Here is a 24,483-nt window from a genome sequence, read left to right as displayed (position 1 = left end):
GGCAAATATGTGTGATATTAACAAAACTAAATTCTTTTATTTTTTAATGTGCTTAGCAGGCTTTTTGGTTATTTTATTGCCTGTTGGAATTGCAAATTTAATCTTTGGCTATATGCTAGGTGATAGCCCTTGTACTTCTTGCTGGGGTCAAAGAGAATCAATGATTTTCATCGGCGTAGCGGCTTTATTTGTTGTACGTTATGGTATGAAAGGTAAATTTTTAGCTTTCCTTTTAATCGCAACAGCTTTTGGTTTATGGCAATCATTTAATCATATAAGCGGCCATGCACACCGTGATCTTGATCAAGGTTTTGGTTTACCTATTTTTGGTTTACATACTTATTTTTGGGCTGAAGTGGTATTTTGGGCTGTAGTTTTACTACTTGGTGTTATTTTTGCCTTTGCTCCAAAATTTGGTTCTTTTGAAAAAGAAATGGAAGGATCTAGCTTTAGAAAATTAACTAAATTTAATCTAGCTGCTATGGTTATTGTTGCTTTTATCGTAGCTTCAAATGTATTCCAAGCTTTTGTAAGCACTGGTCCTGTTCCATATAGCGGACAAGGCGATCCGGTTCGTTTTAGTTTAAATCCAAAATATATCATTTGGGATGATTCAGGTTGGAGCAAAAGCTGGAAAAGCATTTCTTTCTTAGGAAAACGCGATGTTAAAGAACCTGACTTTGCTTTTGCGCCTGCTAGTGAAAAACTAGGTATTCAATTTGATAATAATATTAGCAATGCTCCATTTGCAAGTATTGATGAAAATCTAAAAATAACAAATGAAACAAAAATTGATTTTCCTAAAGCTATCAATACACTTGATTATATCAATGGAGAATATGTTGCAAGTTCAAAATGGGAAGTATTTTTCCTAGATAATAATTTTAGCACTAAAGTTGATTTTGTTTTAGATCCATATTTTTCAGCTACAATCAACCCTATCATAGGAATTATCCCTTATCTAGACAATAAATACATCTTAATGGGTTCTAATAAAACTTTCTTAAGATTTGCTCAAAATCCTAATGCAAATGAGGCTTTACAATATGCTGACTTTATGAAAGGGGCAAATAATTTCGAAGGTCAAGGCAAAGATCTTGGTCGTGGTAGAATTGATACAGTTAGAGCTAAATTCCATCACATACTAAGCACAACTACTGATGGAAAATATATGTATACAGCAACTGTTCCAAACAATAAAGACGCTAAAACTTTTGTAATTTCTAAAATTTCTTTAGCAGATAGAGTTCTTTCAGCTGAATTTACTCCTAAAGCTGATCTAAAGGAAGGGAAAACATTAGGTGATCTTTATGTAACTTCAATGGCATTTAAAGACGGTAAAATTTATGCATTAAGCAAAAAGCATAATGTTATTGCTGTAATTGATCTAGATAAAGAAGAAGTTGTAAAAACCATTTCTTATCCAGAAAATATAACTAATGCAAGAAGTTTATTCTTTAAAGATGGCAAAATGCACATCTTATCTTATCAAGATGGATCAAACATCCTTTATGCACTTGATTAATCTTAAGGCGTTTTTACGCCTTAAGGATTTTAAAGCTAGATAAATAAAATTTAAGATAAAATAACACTTTTTATCAAGGGGTGCTTATTGATTCATATATTTGAACAAAAACAATGTCAAACTATGGCAGAAGAAATTCGCAAAAATACTTTCATCAATGAAGAATTATTTGAAGCTTTTTGTTCCACTCCAAGAGAAATTTTTTCACCTTTAAAAATGCATGCTTATAGACTTGATGCGCTTCCTTTAATGGGTAATCAATGGATAAGCTCACCTTTAACCGTAGCTAAAATGACTATGGCACTTGATTTTAAAGATGCTGATAGTGTTTTAGAAATAGGTTGTGGTAGCGGGTATCAAGCTGCGATTTTAAGCAAACTCATTAGAAGAGTTTTTACCATAGAGCGCATTGAAAAACTTGCAATTAGCGCTATAGAAAAATTTAAAAAACTAAACTATGCTAATATCCATGTAAAATTTGATGATGGACAAAATGGTTGGAAAAATTATGCACCTTATGATAGAATTTTACTCTCAGCTTATATAGAACATATCCCAAATGTATTGTTTGATCAACTTGAAAACAATGGAATTTTAGTAGCTCCTTTACTCATAGGAAATCAACAATTTATCACTAAATTTACCAAAAAAGATGGCGAGATTAGTAAAGAAGTTTTAGATGAATGTCTTTTTGTACCCATCAAAGACGGTAAAGAATAATCCTACTAATTTTAGGTAAATATTTAATTTTAATATAATTATTTTTAAACATAAGCTTTTTATAGGGGATATTTTTTTATAATTATATTAAAAAGGAATATTATGAGTTTAAAAAAAATACTTTTTGGTTTATTTACCACTAGCATGCTTTTTGCCTATGAGCAAATGCCTCAAAATGCCTCACATGGAAATTTTATAGAAAAAGATAAATGGAAAAATTTAGATAAAAACTGGATTTACTGTGAAAGTGGTTTAAATCAAGATTTTATCAATATAAATAGTAAAAAGGCTACAAATAAAAATCATTCTTTAGAATTTAACTATTCAAATGATTCTTTTGGCTTAATAAATGATGGTTATACCATAAAAATGCATTTTGCAAGCAATGGAAGCCATATCGTGCTAGATAATACAGCTTATAATTTATCTCATTTCCACTTTCACGCTCCATCAAAAATTTCTATTGATAAAAAATCTTATCCTTTAGAAATTCATTTTAGTCATGTAAGTCAAAAAGGCGATATAGTAGTGGTTGTACTGTTTTTACAAGAAGGTGTGGAAAATCCTTTTATTAAAAAAATCATCCGTGCTTTTCCTAAAAAAGAAGGCGATAAACTTTATGTTCAAGGCTTAAGTGCTAATGAGTTATTGCCAAATGACCTTCAATCTTTTTATATCTTTAAAAATAAACTCAACGAGCCTTGTAATCAAAAAATCACTTGGATAGTTTTAAAAGATATGAATTATGCCTCTAAAGAGCAAATCCAAACTATACAAAATTTAATGGGGAAAAATGAGAATTTAAAAATACAAGAAATTAGCAATCTAGAACAAAATGATTAAGTAAGCTAAACTTAATCATGTATAAAAGCTTGAATTTTTTCTAAATTAGCTCTAAAAAGTTTAAAATTTAACTCACTTGAAATTTTTAAATCAGCGAAAAAAGGATTTTTCAAACTTGCTATGAGCAAATAATCATCTTTTTTCAAAACTCTTTGTGTAGAAAATTCTTTATCCTTTACTTTTTCAAAAATACTTTCATTTGAGTTAATATCTTCTTTTAATTTCTTACTATAAAGCAAAATTCCACAAAAGAAATTCTCAAATTCATCTTTAAATTTCACATCATAAAGAATAAAATCATCAAAAATAAAAGAATTTTGAGAATAATAAGTTTTTAAAGAAAAGTCAAAAGCAATTTTTTCAAAATCTTTTTGGCCAAAGCCTTGTTTGTCAAATTTAGCATTGTTTTGTTTTAAAAATTCCTCGCACATTTTAAACACAAGCTCATTGCGTCCCCACATAAGCTTTCTTCCTAAAATTCTAAAAAACAAAACTCCTGCTAAAACAGCAAAAAACAAAGCTATAATCACATCTTTGCTAAATTGAAAAGCAAGAAAAAATATAACCAAAGCTTCAGCAAATGCTAAAATTTGTAAAGCTTTGAGTCTTTTATTTAAAGCTTGTCTTATGGCTTCAAAATCCATTAAGACTTAGCCTTTTCCATTCTTTTTCTTTGAGTAGGATCAAGATATCTTTTTCTAACTCTAATATTTTGTGGAGTAACCTCTACAAGCTCATCTTCTTCTATCCACTCTAACGCTCTTTCAAGGCTTAATTTTCTAGGTGGCACAAGCTTAATTGCATCATCGCTACCGCTTGCTCTAACATTAGTTAAATTTTTACCTTTAATAGGATTAACATCTAAATCATTTGGGCGTGAATGCTCACCTATAATCATACCTGTATATACTTTTGTTTGAGGATCAATAAATAATACCCCTCTATCTTGTAAGTTAAATAAAGAATATCCTAGTGCAACACCATTTTCCATAGAAATTAACGCACCATTATTTCTTTTTTCAACTGCTCCGCTAAATGGACGAAACTCTAAAAAGCTATGATTCATCACACCCTCGCCTTTAGTATCTGTTAAAAATTGTGATCTAAATCCTATAAGCCCACGCGCAGGAATTTCGAACTCAAGTCTTGTTTGACCATCTCCAGTTGGTGTCATAGTTTTCATTTCAGCTTTTCTTTTACCTAATTTTTCAATCACAACCCCAGTAAAATCATCAGGCACATCAATCACTAAATGCTCAAATGGTTCTGTTTTAACTCCATCTTCTACCTTAACGATAACTTCAGGTCTTCCCATACAAAACTCAAAACCTTCTCTACGCATATTTTCAGCCAAGATAGTTATTTGCAGTTCACCTCTTCCGCTTACTTTAAATTTACCCTCGCCTGTGCTTTCATATTTCATAGCAATATTAGTTTTCATCTCAGCTTCTAGACGTTCTGCGATTTTATTTGAAGTTACATGCTTGCCTTCAGTACCTGCTAAAGGACCATCATTTACCGAAAATACTATGCTTAAAGTTGGTTCTTCTATATGTAAAGGATCAAGAGGCATAGGATTGTTTGGATCTACCACACTATCTCCTACATCTAAAGCTTCAAAACCTGCAATCGCTACAATATCACCTGTTCCTGCTTCCTCGATGTCCATTTTTTCTAGACCCATAAAACCAATAAGTTTTGAAATTCTTCCATTGATTTTAGAACCATCTGCCTTAGCAAGCATTACATTTTGATTTTTCTTTACTTTACCATTAAAAATTCTTGCAATGCCTATTTTACCAACGAAATTATCATAACCTAGAGTAAAAACTTGAAGCTGTAAAGGGTTTTCATCGCTACCGCTTGGAGCAGGTACGCACTCAAGTATAGTCTTAAACAATGGCTCCATATTAGTGCTTTCATCTTCAAGTGCAAGCTTTGCATAACCATTTTTAGCAGCTGCATAAACTACAGCAAAATCAAGTTGTTCATCATTTGCTTCTAAAGCCACAAAAAGATCAAAAATTTCATTAATTACTCTTTCAGGATCAGCAGCTGGTTTGTCGATTTTATTGATAACAACGATAGGTTTAAGTCCTAAAGATAAAGCCTTTTTTACCACAAATTTAGTTTGAGGCATAACACCTTCTTGTGCATCAACTAAAAGCAAAACCCCATCAACCATTTTTAACACACGCTCAACCTCACCGCCAAAATCAGCATGGCCTGGAGTGTCTATGATGTTTATTTTAGTACCTTTATAATTAATAGCAGTATTTTTAGAAAGTATAGTAATACCTCTTTCTTTTTCTATATCATTACTATCCATCACACGCTCTGCTATTTGCTCGCGCTCACTAAAGGTCCCTGATTGTTTTAAAAGCTCATCCACCATTGTTGTTTTTCCATGGTCAACGTGAGCTATAACAGCTATATTTCTAATATTGTCCAAGTTTTTCTCCAAAGTCTTAAATTTAAAATCTAATATTATATAAAAAAATTGCTTAAAAATTAAGATTGCTAAATTGGAACACTTGTTGCTTTTGTTTGGGTAAGAATTATTTTTAAGGAGAAAAATATGTCAAATCTAGGAACTCAAATCTTTAACGCTAACTTAGAAAAACAAGGAACTTCAGTTTTAAATAGTAAGCATTTTATGGAACTTTTAAATTATCTAGAAGTTGTAAATTCAAATGAAGAAAAAGAACTAAACTATGCAAAACTTTCAAGTAAAGTCAGTGAAATTTTAGATGATGCTCATAATGAAAATGCGGTTTTAAATGCTAAAAATATAGAAGAATTACTAGTAATATTTAAAAACTTTAATCTTTCTCATGAAAATTTAAAACTTGATTGTGCAGCACAATTGCAAAATTTATTTCCAAATTTAGCAAAAAATAATTTTTTAGTAGGTTAATTAATGTCAAATATCCAAGCTAGCGATGCTTTAAACTTACTAAGCATCGCTCCACAAAATGAAAATCCTAACAAAGAAAGTGCTAATTCAAATAGTGATGGAGAAGAATTTTTAAATTCACTATTGCAAGCTATAGATGAAAAAGATGGAAGTTTACCAAAAGACTTTAAAGCACCACAAAAAGAAAATAAAAACGAAAGCTTAAAAGAAACCATTGACGATAAAGTTCAATTAGACGAAAAGGATGCTTTAAAGCTTTTTGAAGGTGCAAATTTTATGCAAATTCTTTCTTTACTAGAAGTTTTACAAAGTGATAGCAAGGATATAAAATTAAACAAACTTGTCCAAGATAATACTGCTATTTTAGCTCTTGAAAAAAACCTACACAAGTTAAAAAATATAAAAAATATCAATGAGCTTTTTAATATAGCAAAAGAGCTTGGATTAAATATAAAAAACATAAAATTTGAACAAATTAAAGATTTAAAAGAAGCTTTTCCAAATCTTGATAAAAAAGGTTTTTTTGAAAATGCAAAACAAAACAATACTAATGTTTTTCAAGATTTAATCAATCAAAAAATCACCAAACTTTTAAAAGAAGAACCAAATACAAATAAAAATATAAAAAGCAAAGAAAACGAAGGTATTTCTTTACTTTCTTCTGCTTTAAAAAACATAGAGCTTCCAAAAAAAGATGTAAAAGTAAAAGAAAATATTCAAAATATAGATTTCAAAGAAAAATTTATAGAAAAAATTCAAGATAACAAAGAAATAAAAAATATAAAAAATATTAATAAAAATGATAAATTAAATGATATTGAACTCATTAATCTAACTCAAAATTCAAACTTAAAAAAAGAAATTAAAGATAAAGAAAAAATAGATTTTAAAGAAATATTGAAAAATGAAAAATTAACTACCAGCGAAGATAGTTTTAGTAAAAAAATAAGTTCTGTTTTAGAAAATTCAAAGGACTTAAAAGCTGAATTAATAAATACAAAAAATACTCAAAATTTACAAAATCAAGATTTAAAAATTAATTTAGAGAATTTATTAAATACTCAAGAAAAACAATTAAAAACAGAAAAAAATACTCAAAACACAGATGTTTTTAACGATATTTTCAAAACCACCAAAGAACTTACAAAAGATGATAGTGATCATAATGAAGAAAATTTAAATTCTTACGTGAAAGAAATGAATAGAGTTTCTAATAATTTTGTAAAAAATCAAAATATTCCTATGAAAGAAACTTTCAATGATTTTGCTCAAGAATTTAAAGAAAAACTAGAAAGTTATAAAGCACCTATAACACGCTTTAGTATAACTTTAAATCCACACAATCTTGGGGAAGTAGAAGTAACTTTAGTCCAAAGAGGATCTAATCTAAACATCAGCTTTAATTCTAATCAAAATACCTTAAATCTTTTCATACAACATCAAGCTGAGTTTAAAAATGCTCTTGTAAATATGGGCTTTACAAATTTAGAGATGAATTTTAACAACCAAGAAAGAAAAGAGCAGAATAATCCACAAAAACAAAAAAACAATAATAATAAAGAAGATAAGGTGAATTTTGAAAAAGAAATTCAAGAAAAACCAAGCTTAGAAATGGTTTTGGCAAAATATTTTTAAATGGAATATTTTTTGCTTTAAGCTTTAAAAACATATAAAAAAGGATTTTTATGTCAAATATAAATACACAAACTCTTCAAGGTCCTTTAGCAGCACTTAATACCAAAGATATGCCAAATGCTAAAGGAAATACCAGAGCTGGAGAAAGCGGTGGGGATGATGGATTGATTTACAATCCTGGAGCAGAACTTGACAAGGATGCATTTTTAAAGCTTCTTTTAATCGAACTTCAACATCAAGATCCAACTGATCCTATGGATACTGAAAAAATGCTTACTCAAACGGCCCAACTTTCAGCACTTGAAATGCAAGATAATACTAATAAAACTATGACTCAACTTGTAAATGCAATGACTAAATTACAAAATTCTATCGCAGCAAGTACAGGTATGAGCGCATTAGCTGCGGTTGGTAAGCTTGCAACAGTTAAAGACAATTATCTTGTAGTAGCAGATGATGATATACAATTTCAAATTAATATGTATTTACCGCAAGAACCACAAAAAGGTAAAAAGACTGATATTGGCACTGAAGATTTTGAACTTAAGAAAAATGGTGAAGATAAACTAGATATCACAGGTAAGGTAGATAAAGAAATAGCAGGACCTGGAGAAACTATATATGTAAAATTAGTTGATGATAAGGGTCAAGAAGAAACTGTTAAAGCAGTAGTTGGAGAAGACCAAACATTTAAAGTTATAGGACATACCCCAAGCGTTGATATCAAAACAGCTAAGATTGATTCAGCTTATAAATCAGATAGCGAACCTGTAACATTTACTATTTATAACGAAGCAGGAGATCCTGTAAGAACAATGAAGGTTAAAGATATGACCGCTGGTATGAAGCAAATTGTTTGGGATAGAACAGATGATAGCGGAAATCCTGTGCCATCTGGAAAATACTATGTAAAAGCAAGCTATATAGGAGAAGATGGAAAAACAGTTAATTCAACCTATGGTGCCTATCCTATTACTGGAGTTAAATTTGAAGAAGGTGAAGCCTTAGTTGGTATGGGCGGTAGCTGGGTTAAATGGGAAGATATTAAAGAGATTACAGGATAAAATTATGTTTACGGCATTTTACAATGGAGTAAATGGGGTAAAATCCCAAAGTTATGGTATAGATAATACTGCTCATAATATAAGCAATGTAAATACGGTTGGATTTAAATACTCTGATGTAGCTTTTAAAGATGTATTTTACAGCACCATAACAACACAGTCATACAATAAAGGTCAAACTGGTTATGGTAGTGTAGCAGGAGCTACTAATGATATTTTTGAGCAAGGACCAATAGTTTCTACTGATAATGAATTTGATGTGGCTATTGCTGGAAAAGGCTTTTTTGGTGTAAGTAATGCCAATGGGGTTTATTATACTAGAAATGGCGCTTTTAAACCTGATGCAAACGGTTTTTTAGTAGATTCAAATGGTAATTATGTGCTTGGAACTATGAATCCATCATTAAAAGAAATTCAACTAAGCGATAGGGTTTCAAATATGTTTGGTCAAGTTATGGGACAAAAAGTTACCACAGCTTGGAGCGGAACACCTGGAGAAAATTTCCAAATGGGTGGAGTTAATACCCAAGGACCTATTTCTGTACCTAAAAATCTTTATTTACCACCTCAACCAACGCAAAATATAACTTGGAGTGGTAATTTAGACACAAGTACCAAAACAGAAGCGGTAAATGTAGATGTAGATGCTTCTAAATTTGAATTTAGCAAAAATGAAGATGGTAGTGTAAAAATTTCAGGTAGTGTAAAAGATGAGCAAATTTATGGCTTAAAACCTGGCGATACTATATATTTTAAAATTACTGATGAAAAAGGTGCTAGTCAAACATTACAAGCTACTTTGGATGAGAATTTAGCTTTTAGTATTGATAATCAAAAACTAGATAAAGTAGATTTAGAAACAGCTAAATTAGAATCATCTCATTTAAGCGTAGAAAAAGAGGTAGCTGATAGCTCAGAACTTTCTGCAAAATTAATCAATCCCGATGGTTCTATTAGTTGGGTGAGAGTTAAATTAGATAGAGTTTTACCACAAAATGGTACAGACTTAGAATACAAAGCCGTTGCTCAAGTATATGATAATGATGGCAATAAAATAGGTGGAACAACTGAAGGTTTAATCACCTTTAACGAAGCTGGAGCTTTGGTTTCAAATACCTTAAATTCAGTAGATAATAATGGCACAAGGGTTAATATAAATCTTGGTTCATATTATGATCCAAATATACCAAATTCAGGTTATGATGGACTTCATGCTTTAAAAAATAAACAACCTTCAGTGCATACACAAACAGACGGCAAAGGTGAAGGATTTTTAAATAATTATTCTATCAACACAGATGGTACTATCATCGCCACTTTTACCAACGGCGATCAAATAGCTATGGCTAAACTTGCTTTGTTTAATTTTACCAACGAACAAGGTTTAGAAAAACTAGGAGAAAATCTCTATGGACAAACTGGTAATAGTGGCAACCCAACCTTTTTACTCGATGCCAATGGAAATTTCAGCACAGCTACTTTTGAAGGTGGAAAACTAGAGCAATCAAATGTAGATTTATCGGTAGCTTTTACAAACTTAATCACCTTACAAAAAGCTTATGATTCAAGTAGTAAAAGTATCACAACAGCTGATCAAATGATACAAAAAGCAATCAACATGAAACGCTAATTTTAGCCTTTCATGATGATTCTTTTGAATTTTTTTCTAAAATATATTTTATTTCTTGCTCAAAAAACTCATAAACTCTAAGTTGCACTAAAGCTTCTTCCTCATTTTTATCCATCAAACGCTCAAGCCTATGAAAATTAATCTTTTTTGCATATCTTGGATTTTTCTTTAAAAGCAAAGCAATATTTTTAAGCAAAGCATCCAAACTAAGCTCATTTTTTAAAACTCTATCTACATATTCTTTAGAAGTTTGTACTAAAATAGCCTGCCTACTTTTATCATCTGGATAAACTTCACTTGCAATATCAGCTAAAACTTGCCAAATTTCTGCTTTTATATTTTTATTTGCCACGATAATAGCAGCAAAAGATTTTGCTCTAAATTCTAAAGACAAATGACTAGGAACAAAAAATTCTCTAAATTTAGATAAAAAGTTTGCAAATATACTCAACATACTTCACCTCAATGTTTTTTAAGATATTTTAAGGTATTATTTCAACTGCCTTCTCTTAGACCTGTGCAATGCTATTTTTAAGCACCGCTTCAGGGTGGGAACACAGCAGAGCACTTAGACTTAGTGTGTGCCGCAGTCATCTGGGGGAGGGTTTTTAAAGTTTAAAATACCCTTTAATATCCTCACAAATTCTAAAGAAATTTACCCCATTAATAGTCGGATTTGTTTTAAAATACTCATACATTCCCACAAAACCACTTTCAAGCTCTTTAGACTTTACTCCATAGCTAATTGACAAAGCTGCTTCTATAAAAGCTGCTAATTTATCACAATACTTCAAAGCCTTTCCATCAATAGCCTTAAAACGATCCTCATTAACCGCATCTAAACTACCACTATAAACACTTGGTTTGTTATTAAAAATACGATTTTCAAATTCATTTTTTACAAAGGAACTTTCTTCATTTTGCCCTTCTCTAATACCAAGTATATAGCTAAATTCTTCTCTAAAAGATAGTGGTATAAAAGGTAAAATTTTCTCATTAATAAGTTTCATTTCATACTCATTGATGATTTCATTTAAACCATCTATGCCATATTTTACCGGAGAGATGATATCTCTAGTTAAACTTTCAGGCAAATCATGAAACAAAGCACAATAAAAATTGCTTTCTATTCTGCCATCGCATGCTTTTACTTCTAAAGAATAAAAATAAGACAAAATAGCTACCACAAGCATATGTCCTAAAACCGCAGTTTCAGGAATCCTTGGAGTTTGCGCCCATCTTTTTTGAAAACGCAAGCGTCCGCTTAGATCGATTATTTTAGAAATTTTTTGATTAAGAGCGATTTTTCTTGCACCAATTAACTCATAATAATCTTCTAATTCTTCTTCAACCTTAGCCTTAATCTCATCAATATCGCTTAAAAACGAGCTAGTTTGATAAACTATATTAAACTCCCACCTTGTCGCAAAATACGAAGCAGCTTTTAAAATAAGCCTTTCTTTCGCATAATCTTTACCTTGTAAAAAAAGCTCATAACGTTTTAAAAACTCACCATTTTCTATATCTTGAATCATCGGTGCGATTTTACTTAACACCCAAGCACTTACTTGCTCATTTTTTGCACGTGTTATCTCATGATACACATCAGGGCGTATATCAGTCACTACTACCCTGCTTAAAAACTCAAAAATCCCCGCTTCTATAATAAAGCGCATATTGATATCTTTTTCCATTTTAGCAATGAAATAAGCAATGATAAATTTATGTGCTTGCTTATCAAGCTCGACTAAATTTGTCATTCTAGGATAATCATTCCATCTTGATATAGAAGCTGCTTTAAAAATATGCTCTATTAATTCTACACTAATCATTTATTTCCTTTTTTTGCTGTGATTTTACTTTATTTTATAATCTTTAGCAAATTTTATTTTGATATTATGATTTAATGTTTTATTATTAAATAATCTTTTGCAATAAGAAGAATTTGAGATTAACAAGCTTATGTCAATAAAAATTATAAAACTAGCTTTAAACAATCAAAAAAGCTCTTTTGTTTTATAGAGTGTATATCCTTCATAATAATAGCTTGCATCAATCCCTCTTGCAAAAATATTAAAGCTATGAATGTCATCACTCAAAGCATTTTGAAGTAAAATTTTTATCTCTACATCTTTAATAGGACTTCTTTGCATAGCCATTATATAATCATCTTTATCAATTAAACTCCAATCAACCACTTTTTTCAACTCTTTTTTAAGTATTAAATCAAGCCAAATTCTCATACTTCTGCCATTTCCTTCTCTAAAAGGATGAGCTACATTCATTTCTACATATTTTTCTACAATTTGTTCAAAGCAAGATTGCTCCATGAGTTCTATTTTTTTAATTGCCTCATGTAAATAAACAGCAGGAGCAAATCTAAAATTTCCTTTTGAAATATTTACCTCTCTTATTTTTCCTGCAAAATCATAAATATCTTCAAATAATTTTTGATGAATTACCCTTAAGCTTTCAAAACTTCCTGCTTTTAATGTATCTAAAAAACCACTTCCAAATAAAGCTTTTGCCTTTAGTTTGCTTATTCTTTCTTCTTCTTTGGCCAATTCTAGTTGATTTTTTATACCAAGTTTATTTGTAAGTATCATTTTAAACCTTTAAAGTTTATATTTTATAAGATATTTAATATAAACTTTATTAAATTTATGATTTAAAACTCTTTTATTTGGCTTAACTTAAGATAAATTTCATCATTTTTACTAAGTTCTTTATGATGATAAATACTAAAAATATATCCTTCCAAACTCACACTTAACTCATAAAAGTCCCCATAAAATACGCATTCTAAAACACTAGCTTTTAAAGGAGTTTGTGAAGTTGAAATTTGTATATCATTAGGGCGTAAAATGCCATTTTTACTTTGCAAATATGCTTTGAATTTCTCATCTAAAATTGTATTTGGATCTATAAAAAATGCTTCTCCCAAAAAGCAAGCGCTATCTATATTTTTAGGCTTATAAAAAAGCTCTTTGGCACTTCCATAGTCTAAAATTTTCCCATCCTTAATCAAAGCGATATTATCTGATAAATAAAAAGCATCGTCTTTATCATGTGTGACAAAAATAGCACTAAGCTTATGCTCTTTTAAGATATTTTTGATTTCTTTGCGCATTTTAACGCTTAAAGTGTGATTTAAATTTGAAAAAGGTTCATCAAAAAGTATAATCTTTGGCCTTGCAACTATGGTTCTTGCTAGTGCTACTCTTTGGGCTTGCCCACCGCTTAGCTCATTTGGATAGCGCTTTAAAAGTGTATTTAAATTTAAAATTTCTAAAACTTCATCAAGCCTTTGTTTTTGCTCGTTTTTACTTAAAGAGCTTATACCAAAGCATATATTTTCTTCTACATTTAAATGTGGAAACAAAGCATAGTCTTGAAACAAAACCCCCACATCACGCTCTTGTGGGGCTAAATATACACTCTTAGAAGCAACTAGTTTATCCCCTATACAAATACTGCCATCATTGATTTCAAAAAAACCTGCTATACAACCAAGCAAAGAACTCTTACCACATCCACTTTCTCCCAAAATACTGACAATCTCACCTTCTCTTAAGCTCAAAGAAATTCCTTTTAAAACTTCTGTTTTTCCAAAAGATTTGTAAAGATTATCAATTTTTAAGATTTCCATTATTGTCCTTTTTGGTTGTTTTTATTTTGCAAATAATGCATTAAAAATGTAGGGATAATCCCAAATAACACTATAATCAAAGATGGCAAAGAAACATTATAAATTAATTCATTTTCACTATAAGCAAATACAAGCGATGAAAGCGTTTGAAAACCTGAAGGTGAAAGTATAGTCGAAATAGGCAATTCTTTTAAAATATCCACACAAATAATCACCACAGCCAAAGCTAAATAATGTTTCATCAAAGGAAAATGAATTTGAGTGAAAATTTTAAGTGGTTTTGATTTTAAGGTTAAATTCGCATAGTCTATGTTTTTAGAAATTCGCTCATAGCCTGATTGAGTTGCAAAAATCCCTGAAGCTAAAAACCTCACAAAATACCCAAAAAACAACACCAAAAATCCACCACCTATGGCATATTCAAAAGATAAAAGATCAAAAATATAATTTAACACACCCAAAATCACTAAAATTCCCACAGCTACCACAGCTCCAGGTAAAGAATACCCCAAAGTCGTAAGCCAAAGGATGATTTTAGAAGCTTTTGTATCGTTTAAACGCACCACAAAACACAAATAAAATGCCACCCCCACAATAGTAAAAGAACTCACCAAAGCCACGCTAAGACTATAAAATGCAGGTGTTAAGACATTGCTTAAATTTTGCATAAAATCAAACCCAGCCCAATAAACAAGCCACACAATAGGCACGACAAAGGCTAAAAATGCCACCAAAAAGCACCACAAAAAGGCTAAAAATGCCTTAAAGCCTTTTAACTCATCTTTTGGAGTAGGTAAAAATACATTTTGATTAAAGCCTTTTTTACCTCTTTGAATTTTTTCTAAAAGCATTAAAAGTGCAATAAACACGAGCAAAGCCACGCTTAAAGCCACAGCACTCACTTCATCACCGCCACTTCCCCATGTTCTAAAAATTCCTGCACTAAAAGTATCTACACCAAAATACGCCACCAAGCCATAATCACTCAAAACCTCCATAGCCACTAACAGCAAAGCACCCACTATACCCACACGGCAAAATGGCAAAATCACTTTAAAAAATGTTTTTAAATTAGAAGCCTTAAGTGTTTTAGCACTTAAAATGATATTTCCAAGTCCATAAGCAAAAGTATTTTTAGCAAAAAAATACACATAAGGATAAAGTGCAAAAGATAAAATCACAATCACACCATATGCATTCATGATATCTATACGCCTATCAATGCCTAAAAAAGTAGGGATTAAGCCTTGAAATTCAAACAAATCAATCCAAACAAAACCCATCACATAAGAAGGTATTGCCAAAGGTAAAATCAAAAACCATTCAAAAAATTTCGAGCCAAAAAATTTATAAAAAGCTATCAAATAAGCACTAACTAAACCTATAATCAAACACAATACTAAAGTACCAAACAATATAAAAGCACTACCAAAAATATATCGTGGCAAGACATTTTTACTCAAATGTTTTAAGGTGTTAATATCTATAAAAGGAAGGTGTAAGATAATAGCAAGTATAGGCAGTATGATTAAACTACAGAAAAAAAAGGTGGCAAAAGACCACCTTAGACTTAAAAATTTCAAATTTTATTTTTCCTTAATTATTTCCATTGAACTTCATCAAAAATCATTAAAGCTTCTTTAGCATTACCCCAGTAAGCTTCAAAATTTGGTTTTTCGATTTTAAACTCACCCCATGATTGTAAAATTTTAGCAGGTTTTACCTCTTTGTTTACCGGATACTCATAATTTTGGTTTGTTAAAATTTCTTGTGCTTCTTTTGAAAGCATAAACTCGATAAATTTAACCGCAGCTTCTTTATTTTTAGAAGTTTTTAAAACACCTATACCACTTACGTTAATATGCGTTCCTCTATCATCTTGGTTTGGAAAAATCACTTTTACTGAATTTGCAGCTTCAACATCTTTAGGATTTTTTGAATTTGCTAAGTGTCCTAGATAATAGCTATTTGATATAGCTACATCACCTTCTTTAGCATAAACTGCACGAATTTGATCACGATCTGCGCCTTTTGGAGTGCGCGCAAGATTATTTGCTATGCCTTGAGCCCATTCTTTTGCTTTTTCTTTACCCAAAGTATCAATCATTGCACTTAACAAAGAAATATTATAAACATTATTTGAACTTCTTACTAAAACTTTACCTTTAAATTTAGGGTCAGTTAAATCTTCATAAGTTTTAATCTCTCCATCTTTAACTCTATCTTTAGAAGCAACGATAATTCTTGCTCTTGTTGTAAAAGCATACCATTCGTTGTTTTTACCTCTTAATTCTTTTGGAGAAAGTTTTTCTAACTCAGGTGAGCTAACTGAAACAAAAAGATTATTTGTGCGAACTTGTTCTAAATTTCCCGCATCAGCAGTCATAAATAAATCTGCTTTTGAATTTTTACCTTCAACTTCTAATCTTTTAGCAAGTTCATTAGCCTTAGCTTGCACCACATTTACACTAATGCCTGTTTTTTCTTGAAATAATTTGAAAATTCCTTTATCGCTATCATAATGACGATGAGAATAAATCGTAAGCTCTTGAGCACTTAAACTCATAGCAGCTAGTAAAGATAGTAAAACTACTTTTGCTTTCATTTTATAAATTTCCTTAATTTAAATTTTGAAATTGATAAGGATTATTATATTAATAATTCACTTTATATTTACTTAAATTGATACACATAATCATTTTAAAATAAAATGATACAAAATTAACATAAATCAAGATATTTTTTCTCTCATTTTTATATAATCATCAAAAATACAATATGCAAAGGAGAAAAAATGACACAAGAACAAATTCAAATCATCAAAGATTGTGTGCCGGTTTTACAAAAAAATGGTGAAGTTTTGACAAAAGAATTTTATAAAATCATGTTTGAAGAATATCCTGAAGTAAAACCTATGTTTAATATGGAAAAACAAGCTTCAGGCGAGCAACCAAAAGCTTTAGCAATGGCTATTTTAATGGCAGCAAAAAATGTAGAAAATTTAGAAAATATGAGAAGCTTTGTTAATAAAGTAGCTATCACTCATACAAAATTAAATGTCAAAGAAGAGCATTACCCTATAGTAGGTGCTTGTCTTTTAAAGGCTATCAAAGTAGTGTTAAATGTAGATGAAACTACACTAAAAGCTTGGGAAGAAGCTTACAAAGCTATCGCACAATTTTACATAAACATTGAAAAAGAAATTTATGCAAAACTAAGTGATAATAGGCTTTGATTTTCAAAGCCTATTTTAAAAACGCTATCCCTGCTTTAGCTATTTTTACATCCTCATCTAAGTGTGCTCCACCCACACCTATACCACCAACAACAACTCCATCTATAAAAATCGGTACCCCACCAGGCATAATAGAAAACTTATCATCTAAATAACGAATATCCTCAGGTATTTTACCCTCTTTTACACCTTTAAAAATAACAGCTGTTTCTCTTTTTTGTGAAGTGGCTGTGTAAGCTTTTTTATAACTAGCATTAAGCGTATGCACACCCGCTTTATCATCTCTTAAAACCGCTAAAATTTGACCAGATTTATCTACTATGGTAATACTTACATGAAAGCCATTTTTTCTTGCTTCTTTCTTTGCAAGCTCCAAAATCCCTTCAACCATTTGTGTAGTTAACACAGGCTCTTTTACAAGCTCAAAAGATTTTGCCATTAAACTTACTCCTAAAAATACACATAAAATAAGTAATTTTTTCATTTTTTTCCTTTAAAATTTTTCTACCGCATTTTTTGCTAATTCTTTTATATCGCCTTTTAATTCACAAATTTGACCATTTTGTGCGAGTAAAATTCTATCAGCCATATCAAAATACACATCATCATGAGTTATAGCAAATATAGTAATACCTTTTTGCTTTAAAAGTGGCAAAAGCTTAGTATAAAAAAACTTTCTAAACATAGGATCTTGATCGGCAGCCCACTCATCTAAAATCAAAATATCTCTTTTTTCAAGCAAAGCATTAAGCATAGCTAGGCGCTTTTTTTGTCCAGCTGAAAGTTTTATAGTGCTAAAAGCATTTTCTACAAGCTCTACTTTTTCATTTAGTTCTAAAATTTCAAGCCAGTATGCTAAGTCCTCTTTGCTAAATTTTTCATCTTCTAAAACATGCTCAAACAAATGAAAATCACTAAAAATCGCACTAATTAAACTTCTATACTCATACATATTTTCCGGAGTTATTTTTTCATCATCTAAAAAAATATTTCCTTTAAAGTCTGTAAAAAGCCCTGCTAAAACCATAGAAAAAGTAGATTTACCGCTACCGTTTTTACCTATTAAAAATACACATTCGCCTTTTTTAAGCTCAAAATTTACAGGTTTTAGTGCAAATTTTTCATTGTATGCAAAAGATACATCTTTAAAAGAAAGTTTTTGCCAAGTTTTTTTATTTTGACTGAATTTAAACTCATGAGAATAGTTTTCTAAATTTAAATTTGAAATTTTATCTAAAGCAATTTTTGCCATCATAAGCGTAGGAAAACTTCCTATCATAGCTCCAAGTGGCGCTCTTAAAAAAAGCACACTCAAAGCAATAGTCGTAGCACTTTGCAAACTAGCAAGCTCATAATTTAAAGCTATATAAAACTCCACTCCTACTAAAGCTAGCATAGCACTATTGCTCCAGTTGTTAGATAAAATATGCAAGATATTTCCTATAGTGGAGCTTTTTTTCTTTTTCAGAGCATTTTTTTCAAACTCATTTTCATAATAGTACTTCGCCCTTAAAGGATTTAAGGTTAATTCCTTATGCCCTTGTAAAATATTTTGATAGTTTTTTTGCAAAGCATCATCATTTTCTCTAGCATTTTTAAAATAAAAATACACCCTACTCATCAAAAAATTATCCACCAAAAAAACACACACTATCCACGCTAAACACAAAAAGAAAATTTCTAAAGAAAGATAAGCTATATAAGCACTTACACAAATAATCAAAACACTTGATTGTATAAATTCAGGAAGCCTTAAAAGCCCAAAAGAAATACTACGCACATCATTATTCAAAGAAGCTAAAATCTTTGCTTTAGTAGTGTTTAAAACACTCAAAACACTTGTATCTAAAATTTGCTTTACAACCCTTCTTTGCATTTTAAAAATAAAGCTTTGTCCAAACGAGCTTAGTGCAATTTCTACAAAAGAAGAACTCGCAAAAAATACAAGCAATAAAAGCACAAAATACACGATAATATTTGAGTTTTCAAGGCTAGTTTTTAATAAAAACTCATTAATAAAAACTAAAGTCAATACACCTAGTAAGCTTGTAAAAACACTAAAAAGCAAAAAAAGAATGATTTTTAACTTGCTTTCTTTAAATAAAAAAATTAAAAATTTCATTTAATATAAACCTTAACTCTAAAAGCAAATTATATAACAAAAATATACATAATAAATTATTTATATTGTTTATGTTTATTTGTTTTTATTTAACTATAAATAAATTTTGCTATAATATATTTGAAAATTACATATTGATATTAATAATTATTTAAGGATAGCTGATGTCTAGTTTTTCTAACCATATTCTTTTATCTGGTATTGTTATTTCTATCTTATTTGATCAAAGTCTAGCGCTACCCAGTGGTGGTAAATTTACACATGGAACTAGTGGTTCTATTAGCATAAATGATAATCATATGAATATCCACGGAAATGGGCAAAATTCTGTAATACAATGGGGGGGGGGATTTAGCATAGGTAAAAACGAAAGTGTAAATTTTAATGGCTCTAACAAAAACTACCTAAACATTGCTCATGGTACAAATAAATCCACCATAGAAGGTTTATTAAATGCAAGTGGCAATAATGTCTTTTTAATCAATCCTAATGGAGTAATCATAACTAAAACAGGAACTATCAATGCCAATCGCTTTGTAGCTTCAACCTCATCAATAAGTTCTGATGAAATGCAAAAATTTGCAAATGGAAAAACAAACACCATACAATCACCCATTATAAAATTAGATAAAAACAATGGTAATGTAGTCAATATGGGAAATATTAACGCTGAAGAAGTTGTCTTTATAGGAAATAAAATTTTATTAAATTCAAATATTAAAAATTCAAATGATTTATTAACTAAAATCAACTCAAAAAACATCAAACTTATAGGAAACGAAATAGACATTGATGCATCAAATATAAACGCAAATTCTTTATCAAAATTAGAAGTAAGCGCTAAAGAAAGAGGTTCTATATATTTAAATGCTAGTGGATATTACTACAATCCTAATTCTTTTGCAGTTTTTGATAAACTTAAACAAACTGATTTTCAAAATATAAAACATAATAATAGCTCCTTTAACATATATGATTTTGTAGGAATATCATCAGATGTTGATTGGTGGCATTTTGCCAAAGGTTGGAATGAAAATAAAAAAGATTTTAGAAATACAGCTACTGAATACAGACTAACAAATGATATAGATTTTAAAGGAAAAAACTATGCAAATTACTGTATAGAAGGATATGGTTGCACCAATATGATAGTAGGATATAAAGATCCTATTTACAATGATGATTGGGAAATTATAGAAGATAATAGCTTTTATAATAAAATTTTTGACGGACAAAATTTTGCTTTAAAAAATATATTCATAGATACAAATGTATTATCAGATTCTTTAAGATATGTTGGTATATTTGGAAATGCTAATGGTTCTGAATTTAAAAATATAATAATTGATTATAACGATAATTCTATTCTATCAAACTCAATGTATACTGGAGGCTTTATAGGATATGCAAATGGTGGCAGTAAATTTGAAAATATAGAGTTAAAAAATATCTCTAAAATCTCTACACAAAATAAAAACAACCTCTACGCAGGAGGTTTTATAGGATATGTTAATGGTGCTAACTTTAACAAGATTGATATAAAATCAATAAGAGAAATCAGCGGTATTAGCCTTGAAAATAGATCACATATTGGAGGTTTTGTAGGTGGAATTAACAATGGAAAATTTGAAAATATAAACATATCACAAATAAATAAAATTATTAATGATAAAACAACAAAAGCAACATATACAGGTGGTTTTGCCGGAGAAGTATGGGGAGGAAAATTTAGCAATATCGATATAAGACAAATTGATGAAATTAATGGAGGTTTTGTTACAGGTGGTTTTTCAGGTAATATAGGCTATGCTGATCTTGAAAATATAAATTTAGATATAAACAACATAACCTCCACTTTTACTACTTTACGCCATACTTATGCTGGCGGATTTGTAGGAAGTATTGATTCTGGTGATACTTATTTTAAAAACATCAATGTGCGTGTTAAAAATGTAAAAAGCATTAGTCAAGATAACAAAGATGGCTCGTTGGAAGAAGATTTTTTTGATACAGGAAATGCTTATGCTGGCGGGTTTGTAGGTTTTGCTAATGGAGGTGTTTTTGATAATATTAGCATAGAAGCTGAAAAAATAGAAAGCATTAATAATAACTCCATGGAAGGCACTCGTGCTGCAAGCGGTGGTTTTGCAGGAAAAATAGAAGGATATAGAAGTGATAATTTATCTCTTTCAAATATCACAATAAAAAATATTGACACTATTTCAGGCAAGATTGAAAAAGACAAAAGCGGAATGGTGAATGTTGGAGGTTTTGCAGGATGGATTCAAAAAGAAGGCAAGGGAAGTTTTTCTGACATAAGCATATATGATATAAAAAATATACAAGCTTATGGACAAAAAGACTTTGCCAATGCTGCTGGGTTTATCGGATATATTGAAGGGCGTTCAATGTTTCAAAAATTTAATTTAGATTTTAAAAATATATATTTATTTTTTGAAAATGACGCTCAAATACAATCTTTTGCAAGTGATGGTAAAAATTTAAGTGGAAAATTTATTAGTGCCTATAACGATAAAAATGTAAATTTAGCTTTTAAGAATATACATATTTATCATCATGAAAATGATTTTAATGATGTTTTTAGCGACTTAAAATTATGGAAAGATATGAAAATTAATATTCATACCTATAATGATGATAATAAAAATTTAAAATTTGAAGATTTTTTAAGTAAAGATAATACAATAGCAAGACCTATTATAGAACTACCAAAAAAACCAGATTTTTCAAATAAAATAGAAATTAATTACCCAAATATAGACAATATCATACAAGAAGAAGCTATCCTTGGTAAAGATGATTTATATGAAGATGTCATCAAAAATGAAATTCTAGCAGATCTTATCAATCAGCATTATAAAATATATATTGATGTTTTATTGGATATGCTAGCAGAAAAAGATTATAATCTAATGACAGAAGATGAAAAAGTAGATTTTGTGGCAAAATACTTCATCAAAGATACAGCAAATAATAAATCACAAGCCTTGAAGATAGTTCAAAGTTTAGATTTTATAATGGCTTATCAAAACAACGGATTAAATAATGCAAATGATGATAAATTTGAAGAAGGTGTAAAAGATTTTTATCAAAACAATATAAAATCAAATATAGACAAAACAATTGAGAAAAAAATAAGTATATTAGAAATTCTAAAAGGAGAGTTAAAAGATATAGTTTTAAATTCACAACAACTTCTAAAAGAATTGGAAAATATAAAATTACAACTTCAAATAGCAGAAAAATCTTATAATGACTATATAAAAAACAATTCTTCACTAGATCCTAATAAGCTAGCTCAATTACTTAAAAATATCAATATGCTAGAAAAACAACAAGAAACAATAGCTTCCAAATTAGGATTAGCAGAAATTAAAAATAAAATAGAATATCAACACAATAAAGGTAGTTTTTTAATAATGGGAGATTATCAATATGACTTATATAAACCTATTTTAGAAAGCATTGATCTAACACCTAGTATTCCGGTTGAACCTGATTTGCCTTGGACTGATCTAACACCTAGTATTCGCATTCCTACACTAGAAAACAATCAAGCAAAATCAAGTCTAAACAATAATCAAAACTATCCTGCAATGATTAATGACAATATTGCTAATTTATTTTTATTTAATTCTTTAGGAGATGATTTAGTTAAAGATGAAATAATAATCAAAGAAATCGGGGAACTTGATATAGAAGCTCGTAAAAAAACTTGTATTGTAAGCGATGGGTTTAAAGCTATGAACCCTTGTGCTAATTAAAGAAAGTTAAATGCATAAGATTATTGTTTGCACCTTAATCTTAGCATGCGCTTTACGAGCTACAAATGACAATATAAAAATAATAGAATTATCCCCTGATAGAAATATACCACAAAACAAAGCTTTAAAAGAAAATTTAAAAACTGAACAAAATTATGAAAAATTTCAAGATGCTAGAGAAATCATAAATACACACCAAGAACATTATGAAAAAGAAATACTTACTCACTATAATTTTCACATCACAAACAAAGGAATTGATTTTGAAAATTTAGGAATTGAAGAAGAGGAATTACATAATCTCATATTAAATTATGAACAGAAAAAATTTAATATCCAAGATTTGCAAGATGTATCAAATATTGTTGCTTATTATTTTCAAATTAATGGCTATCCTGCAGCAACAGTGTTTATTCCACAACAAAATTTTGAAGATGGCAATATAGAACTAAACATTGCTTTAGGGGTATTTGGAAAACACATAATAGAAAACAAAACCTCGATCAAAGATCATTTCATAAAAGATAAATTAGATAAAAAACTTAAAGGTAGAATTATCTCCACTAAATTAATAGAAGATAGCGCATATAAAGTCAATGAAATGTATGGGGTACAAACCCTAGCAGGTTTACAAGCAGGAGAGAATGTAGGAGAAACTGATGTAGTTATAGAAGTAATTCCTGATACCAAGGCTAATGTATTATTATATGCTGATAATTATGGTATTGAAAGTTCTGGTAAATATAGAATAGGCATCAGCATGGGATTTAATTCCATACTTAATATGGGAGATTATTATAATTTTTACTTACAATCAAGCAATGAAAATCAAATCAACTATGGAGCAAGTTATACTTTCTTTTTAGGAAATTTAAAAATCACTCCAAGTGTATCAAAAGGAAATTATTCCTTGGGAGAAGATTATGAAAATGCTGGATTTTAGTGGTGCTTCTAGAAATTTTGGTATAGACTTTTCTTATCCTGTATGGATTAATACTAATTCATCATTTTATTTTACTTCTAGTATTTATCATAAAATACTTAGTGATACAAGCTTGGATCTTTTAACTTTTAATAAGCATTCTAATGTAGGTAGTATAGGTTTAGAAGGTTTATTTAGAAATTTTCATAACACTTTTATTTATAGTACCAAAATTAACCTAGGCAAGGTTTATGACGATGGGGTTAATTTTTTAGGCACTAATTATAAAAATAATAGTAATGGCATGGGTTGGTTTAGAAAACTCAATGCTAGTTTGAATAATTATTATAGTATTAATGAATACATTACTCATACTTTAAATATAAACTACCAAAAGGTATTAGGAAATTTTGAATTAGATTCTTCTGAGAGTTCC

20 protein-coding genes, 1 other RNA gene and 1 pseudogene are annotated in these 24,483 nt (G+C 29.6%); 12 read left to right on the top strand and 10 right to left on the bottom strand.

All coding sequences use genetic code 11. From position 1 onward, the window contains the following. Positions 1-7: 7 nt before the first annotated feature. The 3 genes from L8V79_RS05770 (at position 8) to L8V79_RS05760 (ending at position 3,088) form a co-directional block, all read left to right on the top strand. The gene (locus L8V79_RS05770) at positions 8-1,525 is read left to right on the top strand and encodes a disulfide bond formation protein B (protein WP_263702845.1); all 1,518 of its coding nucleotides are present in this window, start codon (positions 8-10) and stop codon (positions 1,523-1,525) included. 90 nt (positions 1,526-1,615) lie between these two features. Next, positions 1,616-2,245: a protein-L-isoaspartate(D-aspartate) O-methyltransferase gene (locus L8V79_RS05765; RefSeq protein WP_263664091.1), complete on the top strand. Its 630-nt coding sequence runs from the start codon at positions 1,616-1,618 to the stop codon at positions 2,243-2,245. A 102-nt stretch (positions 2,246-2,347) separates the two neighbouring features. Beyond that, positions 2,348-3,088 (top strand): carbonic anhydrase family protein, encoded by a 741-nt coding sequence (locus tag L8V79_RS05760; protein ID WP_263702844.1) that lies wholly within the window; start codon positions 2,348-2,350, stop codon positions 3,086-3,088. An 11-nt stretch (positions 3,089-3,099) separates the two neighbouring features. On the opposite strand, the gene L8V79_RS05755 is transcribed toward L8V79_RS05760, so the two are convergent. Together L8V79_RS05755 and typA are read right to left on the bottom strand one after the other, a co-directional pair. Next, positions 3,100-3,732, bottom strand: a complete 633-nt coding sequence (locus L8V79_RS05755) for a poly(A) polymerase (RefSeq protein ID WP_263702843.1) — start codon at positions 3,730-3,732, stop codon at positions 3,100-3,102. Next, positions 3,732-5,540 carry a translational GTPase TypA gene (gene typA / locus L8V79_RS05750; RefSeq protein WP_263702842.1) on the bottom strand — a complete coding sequence of 603 codons (1,809 nt, stop codon included), beginning with the start codon at positions 5,538-5,540 and terminating at the stop codon, positions 3,732-3,734. Before typA ends, L8V79_RS05755 begins: the two co-directional genes overlap by 1 nt. Positions 5,541-5,666: 126 nt before the next feature. Here typA and L8V79_RS05745 point away from each other — a divergent pair, with 126 nt between their 5' ends. From L8V79_RS05745 to L8V79_RS05725, 4 genes are read left to right on the top strand one after another with little or no spacing between them, the layout of a single operon-like run. Then, positions 5,667-6,005: a hypothetical protein gene (locus L8V79_RS05745; protein ID WP_257404661.1), complete on the top strand. Its 339-nt coding sequence runs from the start codon at positions 5,667-5,669 to the stop codon at positions 6,003-6,005. Between the two features lie 3 nt (positions 6,006-6,008). Beyond that, the gene (locus L8V79_RS05740; protein ID WP_263702841.1) at positions 6,009-7,640 is read left to right on the top strand and encodes a flagellar hook-length control protein FliK; all 1,632 of its coding nucleotides are present in this window, start codon (positions 6,009-6,011) and stop codon (positions 7,638-7,640) included. Between the two features lie 50 nt (positions 7,641-7,690). Next, complete coding sequence (locus L8V79_RS08240; RefSeq protein ID WP_373274386.1) at positions 7,691-8,704, top strand: flagellar hook capping FlgD N-terminal domain-containing protein; 1,014 nt, start codon at positions 7,691-7,693, stop codon at positions 8,702-8,704. Positions 8,705-8,708: 4 nt separating this feature from the next. Next, on the top strand, positions 8,709-10,334 hold the full coding sequence (locus L8V79_RS05725; RefSeq protein ID WP_039629182.1) for a flagellar hook protein FlgE: 1,626 nt from the start codon (positions 8,709-8,711) through the stop codon (positions 10,332-10,334). Between the two features lie 10 nt (positions 10,335-10,344). On the opposite strand, the gene L8V79_RS05720 is transcribed toward L8V79_RS05725, so the two are convergent. Beyond that, complete coding sequence (locus L8V79_RS05720) at positions 10,345-10,788, bottom strand: hypothetical protein (protein WP_115646321.1); 444 nt, start codon at positions 10,786-10,788, stop codon at positions 10,345-10,347. Positions 10,789-10,840: 52 nt separating this feature from the next. Between L8V79_RS05720 and ffs the strand changes: the two genes are divergently transcribed. Beyond that, an RNA gene (ffs, locus tag L8V79_RS05715) (signal recognition particle sRNA small type) lies at positions 10,841-10,938 on the top strand. A gap of 4 nt (positions 10,939-10,942) precedes the next feature. Here the strand turns inward: ffs and L8V79_RS05710 are convergent. From L8V79_RS05710 to L8V79_RS05690, 5 genes are all read right to left on the bottom strand, one after another. Continuing rightward, on the bottom strand, positions 10,943-12,166 hold the full coding sequence (locus L8V79_RS05710) for an HD domain-containing protein (protein WP_263692820.1): 1,224 nt from the start codon (positions 12,164-12,166) through the stop codon (positions 10,943-10,945). Positions 12,167-12,331: 165 nt separating this feature from the next. Beyond that, the gene (fic, locus tag L8V79_RS05705; protein WP_263702840.1) at positions 12,332-12,940 is read right to left on the bottom strand and encodes a protein adenylyltransferase Fic; all 609 of its coding nucleotides are present in this window, start codon (positions 12,938-12,940) and stop codon (positions 12,332-12,334) included. A gap of 62 nt (positions 12,941-13,002) precedes the next feature. Next, positions 13,003-13,983 carry an ABC transporter ATP-binding protein gene (locus L8V79_RS05700; protein ID WP_263702839.1) on the bottom strand — a complete coding sequence of 327 codons (981 nt, stop codon included), beginning with the start codon at positions 13,981-13,983 and terminating at the stop codon, positions 13,003-13,005. Further along, the gene (locus L8V79_RS05695; RefSeq protein ID WP_263702838.1) at positions 13,983-15,566 is read right to left on the bottom strand and encodes an ABC transporter permease; all 1,584 of its coding nucleotides are present in this window, start codon (positions 15,564-15,566) and stop codon (positions 13,983-13,985) included. The genes L8V79_RS05700 and L8V79_RS05695 overlap by 1 nt, the downstream gene beginning before the upstream one ends. 17 nt (positions 15,567-15,583) lie before the next feature. Then, the gene (locus tag L8V79_RS05690) at positions 15,584-16,588 is read right to left on the bottom strand and encodes a Fe(3+) ABC transporter substrate-binding protein (RefSeq protein ID WP_039619437.1); all 1,005 of its coding nucleotides are present in this window, start codon (positions 16,586-16,588) and stop codon (positions 15,584-15,586) included. A gap of 189 nt (positions 16,589-16,777) precedes the next feature. Between L8V79_RS05690 and cgb the strand changes: the two genes are divergently transcribed. Continuing rightward, the gene (gene cgb / locus L8V79_RS05685) at positions 16,778-17,218 is read left to right on the top strand and encodes a single-domain globin Cgb (RefSeq protein ID WP_263691391.1); all 441 of its coding nucleotides are present in this window, start codon (positions 16,778-16,780) and stop codon (positions 17,216-17,218) included. A 10-nt stretch (positions 17,219-17,228) separates the two neighbouring features. Here the strand turns inward: cgb and L8V79_RS05680 are convergent, their stop codons facing one another. After that, entirely contained in the window at positions 17,229-17,702 is a 474-nt protein-coding gene (locus L8V79_RS05680; protein ID WP_039619439.1) for a GlcG/HbpS family heme-binding protein, read from the bottom strand. A gap of 9 nt (positions 17,703-17,711) precedes the next feature. After that, the gene (locus tag L8V79_RS05675; protein ID WP_263702837.1) at positions 17,712-19,340 is read right to left on the bottom strand and encodes a multidrug ABC transporter permease/ATP-binding protein; all 1,629 of its coding nucleotides are present in this window, start codon (positions 19,338-19,340) and stop codon (positions 17,712-17,714) included. Positions 19,341-19,504: 164 nt separating this feature from the next. Here L8V79_RS05675 and L8V79_RS05670 point away from each other — a divergent pair, with 164 nt between their 5' ends. The 3 genes and pseudogenes from L8V79_RS05670 to L8V79_RS05660 form a co-directional block, all read left to right on the top strand. Further along, positions 19,505-23,125 carry a filamentous hemagglutinin N-terminal domain-containing protein gene (locus tag L8V79_RS05670; RefSeq protein ID WP_263702836.1) on the top strand — a complete coding sequence of 1,207 codons (3,621 nt, stop codon included), beginning with the start codon at positions 19,505-19,507 and terminating at the stop codon, positions 23,123-23,125. Positions 23,126-23,135: 10 nt separating this feature from the next. Beyond that, positions 23,136-24,068, top strand: a complete 933-nt coding sequence (locus L8V79_RS05665) for a POTRA domain-containing protein (RefSeq protein WP_263702834.1) — start codon at positions 23,136-23,138, stop codon at positions 24,066-24,068. Then, positions 24,049-24,483: pseudogene (locus L8V79_RS05660) on the top strand (ShlB/FhaC/HecB family hemolysin secretion/activation protein); the annotation flags it as partial. The gene L8V79_RS05665 and the pseudogene L8V79_RS05660, both read left to right, overlap by 20 nt.

Source organism: Campylobacter sp. IFREMER_LSEM_CL2194, from assembly GCF_025771685.1.
Classification (GTDB): Bacteria; Campylobacterota; Campylobacteria; order Campylobacterales; family Campylobacteraceae; genus Campylobacter_D.
The sequence above is the reverse complement of the archived record's forward strand: the minus strand, read 5'-3'. Positions and strand labels throughout refer to the sequence as shown.